Source organism: Actinomycetospora sp. TBRC 11914 (genome assembly GCF_012933465.1).
GTDB lineage: Bacteria > Actinomycetota > Actinomycetes > Mycobacteriales > Pseudonocardiaceae > Actinomycetospora.
Genome location: NZ_JABBND010000038.1, coordinates 1 through 18,787, shown reverse-complemented (window position 1 = coordinate 18,787; position 18,787 = coordinate 1). Strand labels below are relative to the sequence as shown.

Genomic DNA, 18,787 nt, shown 5'->3' with positions numbered 1-18,787 from the left:
ACCTTTTGTGCTCACGCGGCCGTAGGCCACCCAGGATCTTCACGACGAGGCGCTCGTCGATCCGCAACCGGGGCGCGGCCTGCCGGGCGCGCTCGACGATCTCGCGGGGCGAGAGCCCCATGTCGTGGTAGAGCCGCACGAGGTTCTCCTGCTGCGGGGTCCACGGGCGCGGCGCGGGACGCGTGACCGGCCGCCGCGGGCGGCGGGCCGGGGGAGCGGAGCCCGCCGGCGTCGTCGGGACCGCGGCGTTCTTCGGCGCGAACTCACCGGCCGCCGCGCGCCGCCGGACCTCGTCGGGCTCGGCCACGACGAACGACTCACCGCTCTTGTTCACCCCGACCGCGGTCACCTCCGGACCGCGCCGGTACCGCTCCTGGCAGGCCGGCGCCAGGCAGTACCGGTACCCCAGCTCGACCCGTTCCGCCAGCAGCTCCTCGCCACACCCGATGCACTTCACGACCTGCGACCTCGACTTCCGTACTCCCCGAGCCGAGGTACAACACCCGGCGGCGAGCAGGTGTTCCGAGCAGGGCACCAGGTGCCGGGCGAGCGCCTACCCGTCGGTCCTCCGGTCGCCGGCCGGGCGCAGGGGGTCGTGGCCCATGCTCATGAGGTAGCGGCGCCAGCCGGCCGACTCGCCCGCGTCGGGCTCGAGGTCCTCGCCGCGCTCGCGGTGCACGATCGAGACGACCCGCGCCATCACCTCGGCGTCGTGGTCGTCGAGGTCGGTCTTGCGCTTGCCGAGGACGGCCAGCACGTCCGCGCCCGTGGGGGGCATGCGCTCCCCGGGGACGAAGTCGGCCTCCTCGGTCGCCTCCTCGGTGAGCAGCCACGTCTCCAGCTCGCGGGAGTTCATGTTCACCACGCGGTGGAACTCGTCCCAGAGGTCGTCGTACCCGGTGCTCACGGTCATCTGCGCGCGTTCCCGCCCGGGCGGGGTCATCAATCCCCGGATGCTCCGGACGGTGCAGCGGCGCTCGGCAGCCGCCGGAAGACGATCACAGAGCCATCACGAACGCTGACGACGACGAACCCGGGCGCCGACACCACGTCCCCCTCACTGCGTCGGGTCCATCGTTCGGACCGCGACGACCAGCGCGTGGGACACGGGGACGAGGAGAGACCAGCAGTGGGCGAGGCAGCACCGCGTCGATCGACCATCATCGTGCCGAAGCGGGTCGCTCCGGGACCGGACGAACCCGGCCGGACGGAGGGGAGCGCGCCGGTCGCCCCGGTGCCCGCGCCACGCTCGCCCGAGAACATGGCCACGGACGCCCGCTCGTGGTGGGGGGCGGGCTTCACCGTCACCCGGCGCGGCTACGACACCGGCGAGGTCGAGGCCGCGTTCGACCGCGCGGCGGCCGACTACGCCGTGATCGTGGCCGACCGGGACGAGCTGGCGCGCGGCGAGGTCCGTGCCCGGGAGCAGATCGCGGCGCTCCAGCAGGAGCTCCGCGAGCTGCACGCCGCCCCCATCGACGGCGAGAACCTCTCCGCGCGGCTGCGGCACATGCTGCAGCTCGCGCAGGAGGAGGCGGCGGAGGTCCGGGCGCACGCGCACACCGCGGCCACCGCGACCGTCGAACAGGCGAGGGCCCAGGCCCGCGACATCCACGAGGACGCCGTGACGTGGGCGCGCAAGACGCGGGAGGAGACCGACGGCACCAACCACCGGCGGCTGGCCGACGCCTCGGAGCAGGCGACCGCGATCGTCGTGGAGGCCGAGCGCCAGGTCGCCAAGCTCCAGCGCGAGGCGGAGGACGCCCGGGCCGAGGCGGCGCGCCGCACCGAGGCGAGCGAGGCCCGCGCCCGCGAGCTCGTCGCGGACGCCGAGGCCGAGGCGGCGCGGCTCGAGAAGGAGGCCGAGCTCGAGCGGATCCGTCTCGACGAGGCCTCCCAGGCCCGGCGCGCCCAGGCCGAGCACGACTTCGAGACCGCCATGACCGCCCGCCGTCAGGAGGCCGACGCGGCCCGAGAGGCCGCCGAGAAGGCCCGGCGGGAGGCCGCGGACGCCGATCGGAAGGCCCAGGAGGCCGCGGCCGGCCGGCTCGCGACCACGCGGGCGACGACGGCCGAGCTGGAGCAGCACCAGCGGGAGCTGGGCGCCCGCTTCACCGCGGTGCGCGAGCTGCTCGACCGCGCCGCGGCGGCGCTGCCGGAGGCGACCTCGACGTCGTGACGACGGCCGCGCTCAGCCGATCAGCCGGGCCCTGACCTTCGCGGCGCCGTCGACCATGGCCCGCAGCTTGGCGACGGCGACCGCCGTCGGCAGGTGCCGCAGCCCGCAGTCCGGATTGATCATGAGGCGCTCGGGCGGGACCAGGTCGAGGGCCCGCTCGATCCTCGTGCTCACCAGCTCCGGGGTCTCCACGACCGGGGACTTGACGTCGACGACGCCGAGCCCGATGGCCCGGTCCCACCCGGACCGCTCGATCACCGGGAGGTCCTCGTCGCCCTTGCGCGCGAACTCCAGCACGAGCTGGTCGACGTGGGCGTCGAGGACCGCGGGGAAGAGGAAGTCGTAGTGGCCCTCCCACAGGGGCCGGGCGTAGCGGTTGCCGTAGCAGACGTGCAGCGCCCAGGGGACGTCGACGTCGCGGGTGACGATGTTGACGGCGTCGACGGCGAGGCCGACCTGTTCGGGGTGGCCGGCGAGGAAGGGCTCGTCGATCTGGAGGAGGTCGGCCCCGGCGTCGCGCAGCGTCGCGGCCACGCCGGCGAGCACGTGGGCGATCGCGCGGACCAGGTCGGCCGGGTCGGCGTGGACGTCGTCGACCACCCGGCGCGAGAGCGAGAACGGGCCGGTGAAGGAGAACTTGATCGGGCGGTCGGTGCGGGCCCGGGTGAAGGCGAGGTCGGCGTCGAGGCCGAGCCCGGGATCGGTCGCGGGTGGGCTCGGCGACCGCCGGACCCGGGTGCCGTGGTAGTCGTAGGCGAAGTCCTTGGCCGGGCCGGCCAGCTCGATGCCGGGGATGCGGGCGAGCAGGTAGTCCACGTCGTTGTCCCGGCGCAGCTCGCCGTCGGAGACGATGTCGAGCCCGGCGAGCTCCTGGTCCTTGATCGCGGCGGTGACGGCCCAGTCGTGGACCTCGGCGAGCTGGGTGCCGCTGACCCGGCGCCGCAGGTGGTCGGTCTCGATCCGCTCGAGCCACTCGGGCACCGGCCAGGACCCGACGACGGTGGTGGGCAGCAGGGGCAGGTCCATCGTCAGTCCCGGACCTGGGCAGTCATCGTGACGATGTTCGTCCCGGACCGGTGGGCGAACGGTGCGTAGGCGATGTCGAAGCCCCGACGACGGCCGACGTGGGCGAGGAGCGGCCCGTTGACCCAGTTGACCACGGAACCGTCGTACTTCCCGGGCCCCCGGAACCCCTCGCGGTAGGCGGACACAGCGGTCACGACGAGGTCGTGGCAGACCAGCTTCCCGTAGGGGTGCAGCAGGGCGAGGGTCTCGACGAAGCTCGCGACGGCCCCGTTGCTGACGTGCATCCGCACGTCGGCACCCGACTCGAGCAGCGGGCGCAGCGCCTCGCCGCTGATCGCGGGGGCCAGCTCGTAGAGGTCGAGCCCGGCGAGACCGACGTAGCGCTCGGCGAGCCGGACCGCGGCCCACGTCCGCCGCCAGAAGTCGACGGCCGCGTCGGTGTCGTCGAGGTGGCCGGGTGCCGCCTCGGCGAGCAGGGCCGGCCCCAGGCGCAGCAGCTTGTGCACCAGCCCGGGCAGCTGCTCGGGCGTGGCGCGCACGGACCGGGCGAGCTCGGCCGCGTCGGCCGCCGGGAGGTGGGCCCGGGACTCGACGAGGTAGGTGCGCCCGCCGAGGTGGGCGACCTCGTCGGTGGGCAGGTTGTCGTAGACGTTCGAGACGTAGACCAGGAACACCCGGAACTGCAGGAAGCCCAGCGCCGAGCGCGGCCGGGTGGCGTCGAGGACGAACGAGCTCACGTGCTCGGTGTGCTCGGCGACGGTCTCGCGGGCCATGTCGAGCACGTGCGCGGAGTAGTCGCACATCAGGTACTGCAGCCGCCGGTAGTAGCCGCGGCCGTGGCGGGCGTCGAGCGCACGGAACTCGTCGAGGAACACCCGCGCCTGGTGACCGTTCCCGACGCCGAGCTCGACGACGTAGAGCTCGGGCGGCAGGGCGCGGCGGTCGGCCAGCCCGTCCCACACCGCGAACAGCTCGGCGAGGATGGCCCGCACCCCGTCGCGGTTGCGGGCGTCGCTCTCGCCGCCGGGCAGCGCCTGCTCGTAGGCCCGCCCGGTGGCCTTCTCCCAGAGCGCGAGCTCGCGCCAGTACAGGGCGTTGAAGTCCCAGAGGCAGCTGTGCCGCGTCGGGCCCCAGTCCTCGAGCAGGACCCGCCCGTCGTCCGCGGTGCCGTCGGCGTGGGCGGCCAGGGCCGTCCGCGTCGCCTCCGCCAGGTCCACCTCGGGGCCACGGCGGACGTCGACGGCCAGCTCGAACGCGTCGTCGCCGGGGTCGCCGTCGCGCACCGGCCGGATCTCGACGGGCTCCCGGAAGTTCTGCCGGTACTGGACCCAATCGCACACCACCCGGACCCGCGACAGGTCCACGGTGCTCGCGCCCAGCGCCTCCACCACGGGCCCCACCGAGTCCCCCACGGTCACCGGTGTCCTGCTGCGCAGGCGGGCGTGGGGACGGAAGTCGACCAGCATCGGCACTCCTCGGGCGCGTCGTGTCCTGAGGGTGCGGCCCGGGACCGGCCGCCGTCTTCGTCGGGAGCGCCAAGAACGCGGGTCCGAACGTTGTGGAGCCGTCCAGGGCGATCCGGTCGTGCGCAAGAGGTCGTTTGACGTGATCTACGTCACTTCCTACGGTCGAGAACCACACCGAGGCCGGTCCCTCAGGCGATCGATCTGTCCAGCCTCCGCTGTGACGGGTCCCGGTGGCGTCGAACCACCTCGTCCAACGCAGGGCACCAGGAGGACCACCGTGAGCGACTACGACCCGAGGCAGGCCACCGGCATCCCGACCGAGCAGGTCGGTTCGCTACCCCGACCGAAGAAGCTGCAGGACGCCTACGCCGCCTACGACCGGGGCGAGATCGGCAAGGACGCGCTCGAGGCCGAGCAGGACGAGGCGGTCAGGAAGTCGATCGAGGGGCAGGAGAACGCCGGATCGCCGATCGTGTCCGACGGCGAGCAGCGGTGGTCGAGCTTCGCGACCTACCCGATCACCGACACGCTCGCCGGGACCGGGCTCGCCCCCAACCTCGCCGGCGACGGCGGCCAGTTCTTCGCGATCTTCGCCGACGGCCACGGGCGGCAGCTCCCGCGGCTCACGGGCGGCCCGTTCCGCTACCAGACCTACGCCGCGGACACGCTCCGCAAGTCCATCGGCTACGCGCACCGGCCGATGAAGCAGGCGGTGATCGCCCCGTCGATGCTCTACCTGCTCTATCCGCTCCAGGACGAGGTCCCCGGCTACCCGAAGGAGCAGTTCGAGCACGACCTCGCCGACGAGTGCGAGCGCGACATCCGCCAGGCCTTCGACGCCGGCGCGGTGCGGGTGTCGATCGACTTCACCGAGGGGCGGCTCGCGACCCGCAACGACCCGCGGAACCCGTGGACGGGGGCAGGGCTGCTGGACCGCTTCATCGAGATCAACAACTGGGTGCTCGACCGGTTCACCCCCGAGGAGCGCGTCAACATCGGGGTGCACACCTGCCCCGGCGGCGACCGCGACTCGGTGCACTCGGCCGACGTGCCCTACAACAACCTGCTGCCGAAGATGTTCGAGATGAACGCCGGCTACTTCCTCATCCAGCTGGCCAGCGAGCGGGACAAGGACCCGGTGTACGAGTCGATCGGCAAGCACGTCCGCAGCGACGCGAAGGGGGTGGCCCAGACGGCGTTCGTCGGGGTCATCAACCCGCTCAACCCGCGGGTCGAGAGCCCCGAGGAGGTCCGCGACGCGCTGGTGCGGGCGTCGAACTTCATCCCGCGCGAGCAGCTCGGCGCCACCGACGACTGCGGGTTCTCGCCGTTCTCGATCGACGAGAAGCCCAACCACGGCTCGCCCGACTTCGCCCGCGAGGTCGCGTTCCAGAAGATCCACAACCGGATCGAGGGCACCCGGGCCGCGGCCGAGAAGCTGGGTCTGTAGCCCCGTCCGCCGCGGCCGCGCGCGAGTCCTCGCGCGGGGCCGCGGCGTGCCGGGCCGTCGTCGGGCCGTCGTCGGGACACAGGAACCGCGCCCGAAAGGTTGGTGTCCGGCACGAAGAAATCCGCCTCCGCCCTCCGGGACGATCGGGACGGCTCCGGGGAGGTCCGATGGGCGACGAAGCGGTCGACGACGCCGCGCGGCACGCGACCGCCCGGCGGTTGTTCGCCGACTTCAGCATCGAGGTGACGCCGAAGGAGAGCGAGCTGCTGCCCGAGGCGGCCCGCGTCCTCCCGCCCGGCACGGCGGTCTACCTGACCTACCTCACGACCGTCGACCTCGACCGCGTCCTCGACACGGCGGTCCGGGTCCGCGCGCTCGGCCTGCGCCCCGTCGTGCACCTCGCGGTGCGCGCGATCCCGGACCTGGCCGCGCTGGACCGGGTGCTGGGCCGCCTCGTCGACGCCGGGGTGACCGACCTCCTCCTGGTCGCGGGCTCGTTCGCGCCGGCCGGGAGCATCGAGGACACCCTGCAGGTCCTGGAGTCCGCCGAGCTCCGGCGCCGGCCGTTCACCGGGCTGGGCGTGGCAGGCCACCCGGAGGGCAACCCGGGCGTCGCGGCGGACACCGTCGACGACGCCCTCGCCCGCAAGGACAAGCTCGCCTCCGAGGACGGGCTGCCGATCCACGTCGTCACGCAGTTCTGCTTCGCCGCCGAGCCGGTCCTGGCCTGGGAGCGCCGGGCGCGCGACGCCGGCATCCGCCTGCCGGTGCACGTCGGCCTGCCCGGGCTGACCAGCCCGGCGAAGCTGCTGCGCTTCGGCCTGCGCTGCGGGATCGGGCCCTCGCTGTCGGTGCTGCGCCGGCAGCGGGGGAGCGTGCTCACGCTCGCCAGCCAGACCTACCGGCCGGCCGAGACCGTGGCGGGGCTGGTGCGGGCGGTGGCCGCCGACCCCGGCAGCCTCGTCTCGTCCGTGCACTTCTTCCCCTTCGGCGCGGTCGTGCCCACCGCGACGTGGGCCACCGCGGTCCGCGAGGGCCGGTTCTCCCTCGCGGGGGACGACCTGGTGATCACCGACGAGGACAGGCCACCGACGTCGAGGGAGACCGCACCGTGACCCATCCGACCGCCGAGCACTACGACCGGATCGCCGCCACCTACGACGACCTCTGGACCTACGACCCGGACTACGTCCGGCAGTTCGCCCAGTCGATGCTCGACGCGCTCCGGTTGATCCCCTCCGACCGCGTCGCGGACGTGGGGTGCGGCACCGGGCTCTACACCCGCCGGCTCGCCCAGGAGCTCCGGCCCGAGCGGCCGATCCTGTGCGTCGACCCCTCGCCCGCGATGCTCGAGCAGCTGCCCTCCTCGCCGTACCTGCAGCCCGTGCCCGGACGGGCCGAGGACCTGGCCCGCGGCGAGATCGCGCCGCCGGACGGGCGGCCGTTCGACGCCGTGCTGCTCAAGGAGTGCATCCACCACGTCCCCGACCGGGCGGCGGTGCTCGCGGGGCTCACCCGCCGGCTCTCGAGCCACGGCCGGGTGCTCGTCGTGATGCTCCCGAAGGCGATCCACCACCCGCTCTTCCAGGCCGCGCACGACCGGTTCGAGGCGCTGCAGCCGGACCCGACCGAGGTCGCGGACGCCCTGGCCGAGGCCGGGCTGCGCGCCTCGGTGAGCTACCGGACCTTCCACGTCACCGTGGACCGCGCGCGCTACGTGCACCTGCTCGAGTCGCGCTACATGTCGGTGCTCGACGAGTTCACGGAGAGCGAGCTGGCCGAGGGCATCGCCCAGTTCCGGCGGGCCTACCGCGACGACCCGGTGATCCGGTTCGACGACCACTTCGCCTTCGTGACGGGGTGGGTCCGGCCGGGGTGACGGCCGGTCGTGGCGGCGCTCAGGGGACGAGGACGGCCCGCCCGTGCATCCGGCCGGCCTCGAGGTCCGCGATCGCGTCGGCGAACGCCTCCAGCGGATAGCTGCGCGTCCGCACCGCGACGCCTCCGGACGCGGCGAGCGCGACCAGCTCGCGGAGGTCGTCGTGGGTGCCGACGGCGTTCCCGACGACGCTGATCTCGGGCAGCACCAGCGCGAACGTCGGCACCCGCAGCTCGCCGCCGTACCCGACGACGAAGTAGGTGCCCGCCGCGCGAACCATCGCCAGCGACGACGCCGGCGCGTCGCCCTCGCCGACGAAGTCGATGACCGCCTCGGCGCCGGCCCCGCCGGTGAGCTCGGCGACCTCGGCCCCGGCCTTCTCGGCCGCGACCGCGTGGTGCGCCCCGCAGGCGAGGGCGAGGTCGCGGGCCTCGGGATCGGGGTCGACGGCGATCACCTCGGCCGCGCTCAGCGCGCGGAGGCACTGGACGGCGATGTGCCCGAGCCCGCCGACGCCGACGACCACCACGCGGGTCCCGGGACCGAGCAGGCGCACCGCCTTGCGGACGACGTGCATGACGGTCAGTCCGGCGTCCGCGTGGGGTGCGACGGCGGCCGGCGGCAGGGAGTCGGGCAGCCGCACCACCGCGCGGTCGGTGGTCCCGAGGAGCTCGGCGAAGCCGCCGGGACGGGTGAGGCCGTTGAAGGCGAGCCCGGCGGCGCAGCGCATGTCGTCGCCGATCCGGCAGGCGGGACAGGTCCCGCAGGACTGCTGGGGGTGGCAGATCACGGCGTCCCCGACGGCGACGTTCTCGACGGCGGGACCGATCTCGCGGACCCACCCGGTGGTCTCGTGGCCGAGGGTGAGCGGGAGCTCGGTCGGCACCGCGGGGGCGAACCAGCCGTCGCGGATGTGCACGTCGGTCCGGCACAGGCCGGCTCCGCCGACCTCGACGACGACGTCGTGCGGGCGGGTGACCGTGGGTTCCGGGACCTCGTCGAGGCGAGGCGCCTCGCCGTACGCGTGCAGTCGGACCGCTCTCATGTCGATCTCCTCCGGGCCGGTGGGGCGGTCAGACCCGGCTCGCGGCCACGCCGCGGGTCTGGAGGCGGTGGAGCGGCCAGGGCGTGGTCGTGATGCCGGCGTCGCCGGAGGCGTCGCGGACCGGGGAGAACTGCTCGGAGCGGTAGAAGGCGTCCGCGAGGCTCTCGGACTCCCACACGTCGATCACCCGCCAGCCGCCTCCGGGACGGGCTCCCGCGAGGTGGGCGAGCAGGCCGTCCGGGTAGTCGCTGTCGAGGTCGGCGAGGCCCATGGCGGCCATGAGGTCGTCGTAGTCGCTCGCGGCGAGACTGTCGGTGTCGAACTGGAACGCGATGGCCATGGCGGTCTCCTCGGGATCGTGGTGCGGGGACCAGGCTCGTGGGGGGCGGTCGCACCCCGGTCGCACCGCGGTCGCGGCGTCAGCCGGTCCGGAGCGCCCGGGCAAGTCGCCCCGACCACCCGGACATCCCGAGCTCGGTGAACGCCGCGTCCGCCGCGGCGGCGCACCGCCCGGCCGCGGCGGGGTCGCCGGCGCGGATGTGCATGAGCGCCTCGTCGTGGTCGACGACGGCGCGCAGCGGCCGCGCGCCCTGGGCGTCGAGGACCGCCCGCGCGGCGTCGAACCAGGAGCAGGCCTCCGCGCGGCGGCCGTCGAGGGCGCAGAGCCGGGCGAGGGCCAGCCGGGAGTCGGTCATGGGGAACCGGAAGTCGGCGGGGAGTGCCCGCTCCCGCAGCGCCCGCTCCACGACCGCGACGTGGTCGCGGCGGTCGGAGAGCCACAGCGCCTCGGCGACCTCGTAGGCGGTGCGCGCGTAATTGGGAGCCCACGCGGGAGCGAGCCCCAGGGCCCGCACCGGCTGGGCGAGCAGGGCCATCGCCGCCTCGGTCTCGCCCAGCCGGGCCCGTCCGCGCGCGCCGATCGCGGTGATGCCCGCGCTGCCCCAGTGCCGCTCGGGACTGGGACGCATCCATCGCGCGAACCGGGCCATGCGCTCGCGCCAGTCGTCGTCGACCGCCGCGGTGAGCGCGTCCTCGGCGCCCTCGTGGTGGAGGAGCTGCCAGCCCAGCGGGAGGCCCGGGATCCGCGCAACCAGGTGGCGGGAGCGCTCGAGGGCGGTCCGGCCCGCCGCGAGGTCACCCAGCGCGATCCGGCAGCGGGCCTCGCCGGCGCGGCAGTACACCGCCCAGGCGAGCCGTCCCTCGGCCTCGGCCGCGTCGGCCGCGGCCGCGAAGCGGGGTACCGCGCCGGCGTAGTCACCCAGCAGGAACGCCGCGACCGTCGGGTCGTCGGCCGCCGTGGGCGGGATGGCGTCGCGGCGACCGTGCACCGCGGCCAGCGCGTAGCGGGCGAGGTCCCCGCGCCCGGCCAGCCGTCCGGAGGCGAGAAGCGTCTCGAGCGCGGCGCGGCGACCGGGCAGGTCCAGGGGCATCCCGGGGTGCTCGGGGTCCGCGGCCTCCCGCCGTTCGAGGTCGAGCAGCCGCAGCACCGCCCGGCCGACCGGGTCGAGCTCGTCGACGGTGGTCCTGCCCTCCGCGGCGAGCTGCCAGGCGTGGGTGATGCTGCCCGCCGTCGCGAGGGCGACGGCGACGTCCACCCACGTCGCGGGTCCGGCGCCGGCGGCGACGGCCGCGCGGGCGGCCTCGACCGACTCGTCGAACCGCAGCGCCCACGCGAGGCCCTCGGCGCGCCGGCCGAGGAGCGCGGCGCGGCGGTCGTCCCCCTCCGGGAGCAGCTCGAGGGCCATCGCGAGGAAGGCCACGCACTCGTCGTGGCCGCCGGCGTCCGCCGCGTCCTCGGCGGCCTCCACCGCGGCCGCCACGCCGTCGGCCGCCCCGGGGAGCGGGGCGGCGCGGTGGTACTGGTCCGCGATCTCGGCCGGGGCGATCCGCTCGCCGGCGCGCCGCGCCGCGGACAGCGCCGCGCCGAGCGCCAGGTGCAGACGGAGCCGGCGGGAAGGGTTCAGCTCCTGCGCCACCGTGTGCCGGATCAGGGCGTGGGTGAACTCGTAGCGGTCGGGCGTGCTCGCCGGGACGACGAGCTGGGCCTGCAGCGCCTCGTCGAGCGCGACGAGGCCCGCGGTCTCCCCGACCCCGGCCGCGTCACGGACCGGCCCGAACGCGAACGCCCCGTCCACGGTCGCGGCGACGTCGAGGAGGCGGTTCGTCGCGGGGGAGAGCCGCCGCCGTCGTCGGGCGATCACCTGGCGGACGCCCTCGGGGACCGCGGACAGCGGCAGCGACACCTCGACGGTGCCGTCGGCGCCCACCCGGAGCCGGTGGTCCTCCCGGAGGTGGGCGAGAATCTCGCGGACGAAGAACGGGTTGCCGTCGGTCTCCGTGGCCACCGCCTCCACCAGCCGGCTCGACGGAGGTCCACCGGCCGTCGTGGCGACGAGCCGGCAGAGCGGCTCCCGGTCGAGCCCGCGCAGCGTGATCACGGTGCACTCCGCCTCGCTGTGCAGCGCGGCGAGCGTGTCGGCCAGCGGGTGGTCCCCGGTGACGTCGCCGGCGCGGTAGGCGCCGACCATGACGATCCGGTGGTCCCTCGTCCGGCCGGCCAGGTGGCGGAGCATGCTCGCCGTGCCCTCGTCGGCCCAGTGCAGGTCGTCCACGATCAGCACCACGGGCGCGGTCTCGCCACGGGCCGCGACGAACCGGGCCATGCCGTCGAGCAGCCGCGCCCGTCGCTCATCCGGTGTCAGCGAGGGACCCGGGGGAGATCCGGCGCCCGCCACGAGCCCCTGGAGCTCGGCGGGGGTCGGGGCACCGTCGAGAGACGCCTCGACCGCCTCGGCGAACGGGTGGTACGGGCGCCGGCCGACCCCTTCGGGACACCGGCCGGAGAGCACCCGGACGCCCCGCGCCCCGACCCGTGCCGCGAACTCGGCGAGCAGCCGGGTCTTGCCGATCCCGGGCTCGCCCGCCACGAAGGTCACCCGGCCCCCGCCGTGCTCGGCGTCGGCCACGTGCCCGACGAGCGCGTCGAGCTCGCGCTCCCGGCCGACGCACGTGGACGGCGGTCGCGCCGGCGGGCCGGGCGGGGAGGCCGGTCCGGGCCGGAGGCGGGGGTCGTGCGCGAGGACGGCCGCTTCAAGGGCGCGGGCCTCGGGGCCGGGGTCGACCCCCAGCTCGTCGGCGAGCACCCGGACCAGGCGGCGGTAGGCGTCCAGGGCCTCGCCCTGTCGGCCGGCGCGGTAGAGCGCGAGCATCAGCTGGACCCACCGCCGTTCCCGCAGCGGCTCGCGGGCGACCAGCTCCTCGCACTCCGCCACGGCGTCGGGGTCGACGCCGAGGGCGAGCACCGCCGCCATCCGTTCCTCGGCCGCGGTCGCCCGCAGCTCGTCCAGCAGGGCGGCCTCGGTGCGGGCGAAGGACCGGTCCGCGAACTCCGCCAGGGCCGGTCCGCGCCAGAGCCCGAGGGCCTCGTCGAACGCGCTGACGGCGGCGGCGTGGTCGCCCCGCTCGGTCGCCCGCCGGGCCCGCGCGATCGCGGCGCGCGCGGCCTCGGCGTCGGTCGTCGCCAGCGCGAGCACGTAGCCCGGGGGCCGCGTCAGAATGGTGGCGCTGCCCAGCCGGCGGCGGAGCCGCAGCACGTAGTTCTGCAGGGTCTTCGTGCAGGTACGGGGCGGGTCGCCGTCCCACAGCGCCTCCACCAGCTGGTCCTCGGTCACGACCCGGTCCCGCCGGGTGGCCAGCACCGCGAGCAGGCAGCGCTCCTTCGGCCCGCCGAGGGCGATGTCCCCCGCCGGGCCGACGACGTCGACCGGCCCGAGCAACCGGACCACCGTGTTCACGTGACCAGCGTCATGTCGTGCGCCGTACGCTGTCCAGTGCCCATGGTCAGTCCTCGAGGCGCATCCGCCAGGCGTCGGTCACCAGCTCGGTGAGCCGGGCGACGTCGACCTTCCCCAACCGCAGCATCACCAGCGGGAACCGCTCGTAGGCCGGCGTCGAGAAGAACAGCTCCGGCTCGCCGAGGAGCAGCGCCTGCCGCTCGGCCTCGTCGCCGACGAAGAGCACCGCGACGTCGGTCCGCAGCACCCGGCGTCCCCCGGAGCGGTCGGGGTAGGACCAGACGAAGCCCCGCCCCCGCACCCGGAAGTCGAACCCGTCGCTGGGGTTCTCCTCGACGCCGTCGAGGGCGAGCGCGAGGCGCCGGACGTCGTGCTCGTCGGCCACCCCGCGACCCCTCCCTCCCGACCTCCCGCGCCGATACGATGCCCGGACCGGGCAATCCTCACCGACGACGGGTTCGCCATGACAGTCCTCGACGAGTTCCTCGACGACGTCGTGCCGCGCATCGTGGAGGCGGACACCGCCCTGCACGACGGCGACGCCACCCTGCGGCGGGCGATGTGGTCGCACGACGAGCCGGTCACGCTCTTCGGCGCCGCGACCTCGACGAAGGGGTGGTCGCGGATATCGCGGGTGTTCGACCACCTCGAGGAGCGCTTCTCCGACTGCACGGCCTACGACTGCCACGTCGTCGCGGCCGGGGTCAGCGGTGACCTCGCCTACCTCGTCGCGATCGAGCGGGCGACGTTGTCGATGGGCGGCGGCCCGCCGCGGGAGATCGTCCTGCGCGCCACCACCGTCTTCCGCCGCGAGGACGGGGTCTGGAAGGCCGTCCACCGCCACGGCGACCACGGGCCGGAACAGTCGCTGACCTGGCTCGTCGAGGACGGATGACCGACGACGTCCGGGACCTGGTCCCCGCCGCGGTCGACCGCTTCGGCGAGCGGGTGCACGCCGTGCCCGCGTACCGCTGGCCGGCGCCGACGCCCTGCGCCGGGTGGAGCGTCCGCGACCTCGTCGCCCACCTGTGCTTCGAGCACCGGTGGGCCCCGCACGTGCTCGCCGGCGAGACGATGGCGGCCGTCGGCGACCGGTACGACGGCGACCTCGTCGGCGGGGACCCCGTCCGGGCCTGGGACGGCGCGGCGGTGCGCTCCCGCGCCGCCTTCGCGGTGACCGGCTCCCACGCGGCGCGGGTCCACGTGTCGTTCGGGTGGCTCGACGTCGAGGAGTACGCGGTCCAGATGCTCGTCGACCTCACGGTGCACGAGTGGGACCTCGCCCGCGGCGCCGGGCTCGACGAGCACCTCGACCCGGCCTGCGTCGCGGCCACCCTCGCCTACCTGCGCACCGACCCCGTCATGCTGGACGGACCCGGCCTCTTCGCCGCGCCCGTCGCGGCGGCGGAGGCCGACCCGCAGGCCCGGCTGCTCGCCCTGACCGGGCGCCGCACCGGGCGCTGAGCCGCCCCCTCGTGTGGGTTCCTGCCCGGTCGGGTACCACGCGCCCTTACCCTGGAGGGCGGTGTCGATGGGTCGAGGTGCGCAGCGGGGACGGGTGTTCCCCTCGCCGCGCTCGGCCGATTGGCAGAGCCTGCTCGACGAGGACGCGGACAGCGTCGAGGTCAAGGTGCTGCTCGGCCCCGGTCCGGACGCGGCCGCCGCGGCCCTGACCGGGCGCGCCGCGCCCCGGTGGCGGCTGCGCCGCCTGCACCTGCTCGACACCCCGGACCTCGCCATCGCCCGCTCCGGGGTCGAGATGCGCCTGCGACGGCGGGCCCGCGGCCGCCACGACCTCACGGTGCGGGCGCGTCGGCGCCACGGGCGCGGCGCGCGGCGTCCCCACCCGCCCGGCGCGCGCGTCGAGTTCGATGTCCTGCCCGGCGCGGTCTGGCACACCGTCGAGCTGCGCCGCGACGTCGACCCGGTCCTCGCCGAGGCCGTCGCGGACGGGACCGCCCGGCCCGACGAGCTGCTCACCCCGGACCAGGAGGAGTGGCTCTGGGCCGCCGCCGGCGTCTTCCCGACGGCCTCGCTCGTCGCCCACGGCCCCCTGGCGGTGCGTCGGGTCGGTGTCCCGGACGGCCGGTTCCGCGCCGGGCGGGCCCACCTCGAGCACGCCCGGTACCCGAGCGGGCGGGAGCTCGTCGAGTTCTCCACCCGCTGCCGGCCCGACGTCGCCGGTGAGGTCGCCCGCGACGTCACCCGCTTCCTCGCCGCCGCGGGGGTGGCGCCCTCGCGCCGGCACGTCACCAAGACCGCCGTCTGGCTCGACGAGCTGGCCCGCTCGGCGGGCACGTCCCGCGACGGCGACGAGCTGCCGGCCGCGCACGGGAACTAGCTCGGGAGGTGCTCCAGCGCCACCCACCCGGCGTAGCCGACCCGGTCGAGCGCCTCGGTCCACCGGTCGAGGGGGAGCGACCCCGTCCCGGGCGCGCCCCGGCCCGGGGCGTCGGCGATCTGGACGTGCGCGAGGTCCTGCCCGCGCGTGGCGATCAGGGCGTCGACGTCCTCACCGTTGACCGCGAGGTGGTAGAGGTCGCCGAGCACGCCGGCACCCCCGCTGCCCAGCGCCCCGACGAGCGCGAACGCGTCCCGGGCCGTGGTGATCGGGTAGTCGTCGATGCCGCTGAGGGGCTCGACGAGGATGCGCCGCCCCTCGCGCTGCGCGGCCTTCGCGGCCAGCGCCAGCCGGTCCGCTGCCAGGTCCCGCAGCGGCCCGATCCCGACGAGCGTGTTGAACAGCCGGGTGCCGAGCCGGTGCCCGACCTCGAGGGCGACGGCGAGGGAATCGTCGAACTCGGGCTTGCGGCGGGGGTCCGAGGCGATGCCCCGCTCGCCGGCCCCGAGGTCGCCGCCGAAGGTGTTCATCGCGACCAGCTCGAGGCCGGCGTCGGCCACCGCGGCCACGAACGCGTCGACCTCGGCGTCCGAGGGCCCGGCCGTCGCGAACGGCCACCACGACTCGATCGCGGCGAACCCGTCGTCGCGGGCCCGTGCCGGCCGCTCGAGCACGGGGACGTCCGGGTAGAGGATCGAGACGTTGGCCGCCCGGCTCATGCCCGGGCCCCGGCCACCGCGAGCCGCCCGACCAGGTCCTCCAGGGCCTCGAGGGCGAGGTTGCCGACGCTCACGCGCATCGCGGCATCGTCGATCGTCTGGAAGTCGGTGCCCGGCATCACGAGCACATCGTGCTCGGCGAGGAGGTCCGCGACGACGTCCGGGGTCGGCCGGTCGAAGGGGTGGCGAACCCACGCGAAGAAACCGCCGCAGGTCAGGAGCTCGAACCCGCCGGGCGCGTCGTCGAGCGCCTTCGTGAACGCCGCGCGGCGGCCCGCGACCTCGGCGGCCCGCTCGGTGCGCCAGGGACCGGCCCGGGTCAGGCCCGCCCACGCCGCCTCCTGGCCGATGCGGGGTGCGCCGATCGCGACGCAGTCCAGCAGCTTCATGACCTCGCGCAGCAGGGCGGGGGCCCCGACGACGGCCCCGACGCGGTAGCCCGGCAGCGCGAGGTCCTTGGAGAAGCTGTGGAGGCTGACCACGGTGTCCCGCCACTGCGGGTCGGCGAAGAGCCGGTGCGGTGGGCCCAGGTCGTCGCGGAAGGACCGGTAGGTCTCGTCGAGCACCAGGGCCAGCCCGTGGCGGCGGGCCAGCGCCGCGAAGGCGGCGAGCTCGTCGGGCGGGACGGTCACGCCGGTGGGGTTGCCCGGGGTCACGAGGACGATCGCGCGGGTCCGCGGGGTGATCAGCGGCTCGACGTCGGCGGCCCGGGGCACGAGGTCGGGTCCGGGCTCGGCGACGACGGGCGTGACGCCGTGCATCCGCAGCCACATCTCGTGGTTGAAGTACACCGGGCGCGGCGTGACGACCTCGTCGCCCGCCTGGGTCAGCGCGTCGGCGACGAGGCAGAAGGCCTGGTTGCACCCGGCCGTGACGACGACGTCGTCGGGAACCAGGTGCCCGGGGTCGACGTCGGCGACGAACGCCTCGCGCAGGTGCAGCAGGCCGGCCTGCGCGGCGTAGGCGGCGCCGCGCGGGTCGTGCGCGACGGCGGTGACGTGCTCGACGACCTCCGGGGCGGGCGGGTAGGCCGGCGCGGCCTGGGCGAGGTCGAGCAGCGGGGCGCGCCCGGCCCGCTGACCGAGCCGCGCGTAGGCCCGACCCACGGGGGAGTCGATCCCGGCGGCGACACGAGGGGCGAACCGCATCGGACCAGCTTCGCATGTGCACGATTTCGGTCGCTCGCACAACCAAATCCGTGCACATGACGGAGTCTGTTCTCATGGACGTCCTCGTCATCGGCGCCGGCTTCGCCGGGCTGTACATGCTGCACCGGCTGCGCGGGCTCGGGTTCACGGCGCGGGTGCTCGAGGCGGCCGACGGGGTGGGCGGCACCTGGTACTGGAACCGCTACCCCGGGGCCCGCTGCGACTCCGAGAGCTACTACTACTGCTACTCGTTCGACCCGGAGCTCGAGCAGGAGTGGCGCTGGTCGGAGCGCTATCCCGGCCAGGAGGAGATCCGCGGCTACCTCGAGCACGTGACCGACCGGTACGACCTGCGCCGCGACATCGAGCTCGGGGTGCGGGTCGCGTCGGCGGTGCGCGAGGACGACGGGTGGGTCGTCACCGACACCGAGGGCCGGGAACGACGGTGCCGCTGGCTGGTGACCGCGGTCGGGTGTCTGTCGGCGGCCAACGTCCCGGACCTGGCGGGGCTCGCGGACTTCGCGGGGGAGTGGCACCACACCGGGCGGTGGCCGCACGAGGGCGTCGACGTCACCGGCAAGCGGGTCGGTCTCGTCGGCACCGGGTCGACGGGCATCCAGGCGGTGCCGGTGCTCGCGGAGTCGGCGGGGTCGCTCACCGTCTTCCAGCGCACCGCGAACTACTCGATCCCCGCGCGGAACGCCCCGCTGTCGGAGGCCGAGATGGCGGCGACGAAGGCCGACTACCCGGAGGTCCGCCGGCTGCAGCGGGCGTCGACCAACGGGCACCCGTACCTCGTCTCCGACGTCGACGTCCTCGACCTGCCCGACGACGAGCGCCGCGCGCTCTACGAGAAGGCCTGGGATCGGGGCGGGCTGCGCTTCCGCGCCGCCGTCAAGGACGTGCTCAGCGACCCCGCCGTCAACGCGTCGGCCTCCGACTTCCTCCGCGACAAGATCCGCGAGACGGTCGCCGACCCGGAGACCGCCGAGACGCTCACCCCGCGCGACCACCCCTTCGCCACCAAGCGCCCACCCATCGACTCCGGCTACTTCGAGACCTACAACCGGCCGAACGTGGCGCTCGTGGACGTGAAGGCGGACCCGATCACGTCGGTGACCCCCGGCGGCCTGCGCCTGGAGTCCGGCGTCGAGCACGAGCTCGACGTGCTCGTGTTCGCGACCGGGTTCGACGCGCTCACCGGCCCGCTGCTGGGGATCGACATCCGGGGCCGGGACGGGGTGGCGCTGCGCGACGCGTGGGCGGACGGGCCGCGGACCCACCTCGGCCTCGGCGTCGCCGGGTTCCCCGACCTGTTCACGATCACCGGGCCCGGCAGCCCCTCGGTGCTGACGAACATGCCGACCGCGATCGAGCAGCACGTCGACTGGATCGCCGACCTGCTCGTGCGGCTGCGGGAGACCGGGGAGCACGCCGAGCCGACGCCCGAGGCCGAGGAGGAGTGGGCGGCCCGGGTGCAGGAGGCGGCCGACGCGACGCTGCTCCCGCAGGCGGCGTCATCGTGGTACCTGGGCGCGAATGTGCCCGGCAAGCCGCGGGTCTTCCTGCCCTTCGCGGGCGGGATGAACCACTACCGGCAGCGCTGCGACGACGAGGCCGCGTCCGGCTACCCGGGCTTCGGCCTCCGGCCGCGGGGGGAGTCCGCGCGGAGCGCGTGACCCGGCGTCGTCGGCTCCCCGCGCCCGGTGATCACGAGCACGTGGGGCAGGTTCGCGGGTC

18 protein-coding genes are annotated in these 18,787 nt (G+C 75.1%); 8 read left to right on the top strand and 10 right to left on the bottom strand.

Annotated features, from left to right (window positions below; translation table 11 throughout):
- Both HH311_RS30550 and HH311_RS30545 read right to left on the bottom strand, forming a co-directional pair.
- A partial coding sequence (locus HH311_RS30550; RefSeq protein ID WP_169187507.1) for a hypothetical protein occupies window positions 1–457 on the bottom strand: 457 nt, incomplete at its 3' end.
- 96 nt (window positions 458–553) lie between these two features.
- Window positions 554–913 (bottom strand): DUF3140 domain-containing protein, encoded by a 360-nt coding sequence (locus HH311_RS30545; RefSeq protein WP_169187506.1) that lies wholly within the window; start codon window positions 911–913, stop codon window positions 554–556.
- A 348-nt stretch (window positions 914–1,261) separates the two neighbouring features.
- Here HH311_RS30545 and HH311_RS30540 point away from each other — a divergent pair, with 348 nt between their 5' ends.
- Entirely contained in the window at window positions 1,262–2,179 is a 918-nt protein-coding gene (locus tag HH311_RS30540) for a DivIVA domain-containing protein (protein ID WP_169187505.1), read from the top strand.
- 12 nt (window positions 2,180–2,191) lie between these two features.
- On the opposite strand, the gene HH311_RS30535 is transcribed toward HH311_RS30540, so the two are convergent.
- Both HH311_RS30535 and HH311_RS30530 read right to left on the bottom strand, forming a co-directional pair.
- A complete protein-coding gene (locus HH311_RS30535; RefSeq protein ID WP_169187504.1) occupies window positions 2,192–3,205 on the bottom strand; it encodes a methionine synthase in 1,014 nt (337 codons plus the stop codon).
- A gap of 2 nt (window positions 3,206–3,207) precedes the next feature.
- The gene (locus HH311_RS30530) at window positions 3,208–4,671 is read right to left on the bottom strand and encodes a hypothetical protein (protein ID WP_169187503.1); all 1,464 of its coding nucleotides are present in this window, start codon (window positions 4,669–4,671) and stop codon (window positions 3,208–3,210) included.
- Window positions 4,672–4,948: 277 nt separating this feature from the next.
- Here HH311_RS30530 and HH311_RS30525 point away from each other — a divergent pair, with 277 nt between their 5' ends.
- The 3 genes from HH311_RS30525 to HH311_RS30515 all read left to right on the top strand — a co-directional run bounded on the left by HH311_RS30525 (window position 4,949) and on the right by HH311_RS30515 (window position 8,000).
- Window positions 4,949–6,121, top strand: coding sequence for a cobalamin-independent methionine synthase II family protein (locus tag HH311_RS30525; RefSeq protein ID WP_312030508.1), 1,173 nt, complete (start codon window positions 4,949–4,951; stop codon window positions 6,119–6,121).
- Between the two features lie 167 nt (window positions 6,122–6,288).
- A complete protein-coding gene (locus HH311_RS30520; RefSeq protein WP_169187502.1) occupies window positions 6,289–7,236 on the top strand; it encodes a methylenetetrahydrofolate reductase in 948 nt (315 codons plus the stop codon).
- The gene (locus HH311_RS30515) at window positions 7,233–8,000 is read left to right on the top strand and encodes a class I SAM-dependent methyltransferase (RefSeq protein ID WP_169187501.1); all 768 of its coding nucleotides are present in this window, start codon (window positions 7,233–7,235) and stop codon (window positions 7,998–8,000) included. Before HH311_RS30520 ends, HH311_RS30515 begins: the two co-directional genes overlap by 4 nt.
- A gap of 19 nt (window positions 8,001–8,019) precedes the next feature.
- Here HH311_RS30515 and HH311_RS30510 read toward each other — a convergent pair whose 3' ends face one another.
- From HH311_RS30510 to HH311_RS30495, 4 genes are all read right to left on the bottom strand, one after another.
- Entirely contained in the window at window positions 8,020–9,045 is a 1,026-nt protein-coding gene (locus tag HH311_RS30510; RefSeq protein WP_169187500.1) for an NAD(P)-dependent alcohol dehydrogenase, read from the bottom strand.
- 28 nt (window positions 9,046–9,073) lie between these two features.
- Window positions 9,074–9,385 carry a hypothetical protein gene (locus HH311_RS30505; RefSeq protein ID WP_169187499.1) on the bottom strand — a complete coding sequence of 104 codons (312 nt, stop codon included), beginning with the start codon at window positions 9,383–9,385 and terminating at the stop codon, window positions 9,074–9,076.
- Window positions 9,386–9,464: 79 nt separating this feature from the next.
- Entirely contained in the window at window positions 9,465–12,839 is a 3,375-nt protein-coding gene (locus tag HH311_RS30500) for an AfsR/SARP family transcriptional regulator (RefSeq protein ID WP_169187498.1), read from the bottom strand.
- A gap of 46 nt (window positions 12,840–12,885) precedes the next feature.
- The gene (locus tag HH311_RS30495; protein WP_169187497.1) at window positions 12,886–13,224 is read right to left on the bottom strand and encodes an MmcQ/YjbR family DNA-binding protein; all 339 of its coding nucleotides are present in this window, start codon (window positions 13,222–13,224) and stop codon (window positions 12,886–12,888) included.
- Between the two features lie 78 nt (window positions 13,225–13,302).
- On the opposite strand from HH311_RS30495, the gene HH311_RS30490 reads away from it, so the two are divergent.
- From HH311_RS30490 to HH311_RS30480, 3 genes are all read left to right on the top strand, one after another.
- Window positions 13,303–13,734, top strand: coding sequence for a nuclear transport factor 2 family protein (locus HH311_RS30490; protein WP_169187496.1), 432 nt, complete (start codon window positions 13,303–13,305; stop codon window positions 13,732–13,734).
- Window positions 13,731–14,303: a TIGR03086 family metal-binding protein gene (locus HH311_RS30485; protein ID WP_169187495.1), complete on the top strand. Its 573-nt coding sequence runs from the start codon at window positions 13,731–13,733 to the stop codon at window positions 14,301–14,303. The genes HH311_RS30490 and HH311_RS30485 overlap by 4 nt, the downstream gene beginning before the upstream one ends.
- Before the next feature lie 61 nt (window positions 14,304–14,364).
- Window positions 14,365–15,180: a hypothetical protein gene (locus HH311_RS30480; protein WP_169187494.1), complete on the top strand. Its 816-nt coding sequence runs from the start codon at window positions 14,365–14,367 to the stop codon at window positions 15,178–15,180.
- Here HH311_RS30480 and HH311_RS30475 read toward each other — a convergent pair.
- Both HH311_RS30475 and HH311_RS30470 read right to left on the bottom strand, forming a co-directional pair.
- On the bottom strand, window positions 15,177–15,899 hold the full coding sequence (locus HH311_RS30475; protein WP_169187493.1) for a TIM barrel protein: 723 nt from the start codon (window positions 15,897–15,899) through the stop codon (window positions 15,177–15,179). The two genes, HH311_RS30480 and HH311_RS30475, sit on opposite strands and share 4 nt — an antisense overlap.
- A complete protein-coding gene (locus HH311_RS30470) occupies window positions 15,896–17,047 on the bottom strand; it encodes an aminotransferase (RefSeq protein WP_169187492.1) in 1,152 nt (383 codons plus the stop codon). Before HH311_RS30470 ends, HH311_RS30475 begins: the two co-directional genes overlap by 4 nt.
- A gap of 74 nt (window positions 17,048–17,121) precedes the next feature.
- Between HH311_RS30470 and HH311_RS30465 the strand changes: the two genes are divergently transcribed.
- Window positions 17,122–18,726 (top strand): NAD(P)/FAD-dependent oxidoreductase, encoded by a 1,605-nt coding sequence (locus HH311_RS30465; protein WP_248304417.1) that lies wholly within the window; start codon window positions 17,122–17,124, stop codon window positions 18,724–18,726.
- The last annotated feature ends 61 nt before the right edge of the window (window positions 18,727–18,787 follow it).

Bases quoted from the DNA above. Each gene is read 5' to 3' on its own strand.
- HH311_RS30505 (WP_169187499.1), bottom strand. From the start codon at position 9,385: ATGGCCATCGCGTTCCAGTTCGACACCGACAGTCTCGCCGCGAGCGAC.
- HH311_RS30510 (WP_169187500.1), bottom strand. From the start codon at position 9,045: ATGAGAGCGGTCCGACTGCACGCGTACGGCGAGGCGCCTCGCCTCGAC.
- HH311_RS30520 (WP_169187502.1), top strand. From the start codon at position 6,289: ATGGGCGACGAAGCGGTCGACGACGCCGCGCGGCACGCGACCGCCCGG.
- HH311_RS30475 (WP_169187493.1), bottom strand. From the start codon at position 15,899: ATGAGCCGGGCGGCCAACGTCTCGATCCTCTACCCGGACGTCCCCGTG.
- HH311_RS30485 (WP_169187495.1), top strand. From the start codon at position 13,731: ATGACCGACGACGTCCGGGACCTGGTCCCCGCCGCGGTCGACCGCTTC.
- HH311_RS30545 (WP_169187506.1), bottom strand. From the start codon at position 913: ATGACCGTGAGCACCGGGTACGACGACCTCTGGGACGAGTTCCACCGC.
- HH311_RS30470 (WP_169187492.1), bottom strand. From the start codon at position 17,047: ATGCGGTTCGCCCCTCGTGTCGCCGCCGGGATCGACTCCCCCGTGGGT.
- HH311_RS30530 (WP_169187503.1), bottom strand. From the start codon at position 4,671: ATGCTGGTCGACTTCCGTCCCCACGCCCGCCTGCGCAGCAGGACACCG.
- HH311_RS30540 (WP_169187505.1), top strand. From the start codon at position 1,262: ATGGCCACGGACGCCCGCTCGTGGTGGGGGGCGGGCTTCACCGTCACC.
- HH311_RS30490 (WP_169187496.1), top strand. From the start codon at position 13,303: ATGACAGTCCTCGACGAGTTCCTCGACGACGTCGTGCCGCGCATCGTG.
- HH311_RS30535 (WP_169187504.1), bottom strand. From the start codon at position 3,205: ATGGACCTGCCCCTGCTGCCCACCACCGTCGTCGGGTCCTGGCCGGTG.
- HH311_RS30465 (WP_248304417.1), top strand. From the start codon at position 17,122: ATGGACGTCCTCGTCATCGGCGCCGGCTTCGCCGGGCTGTACATGCTG.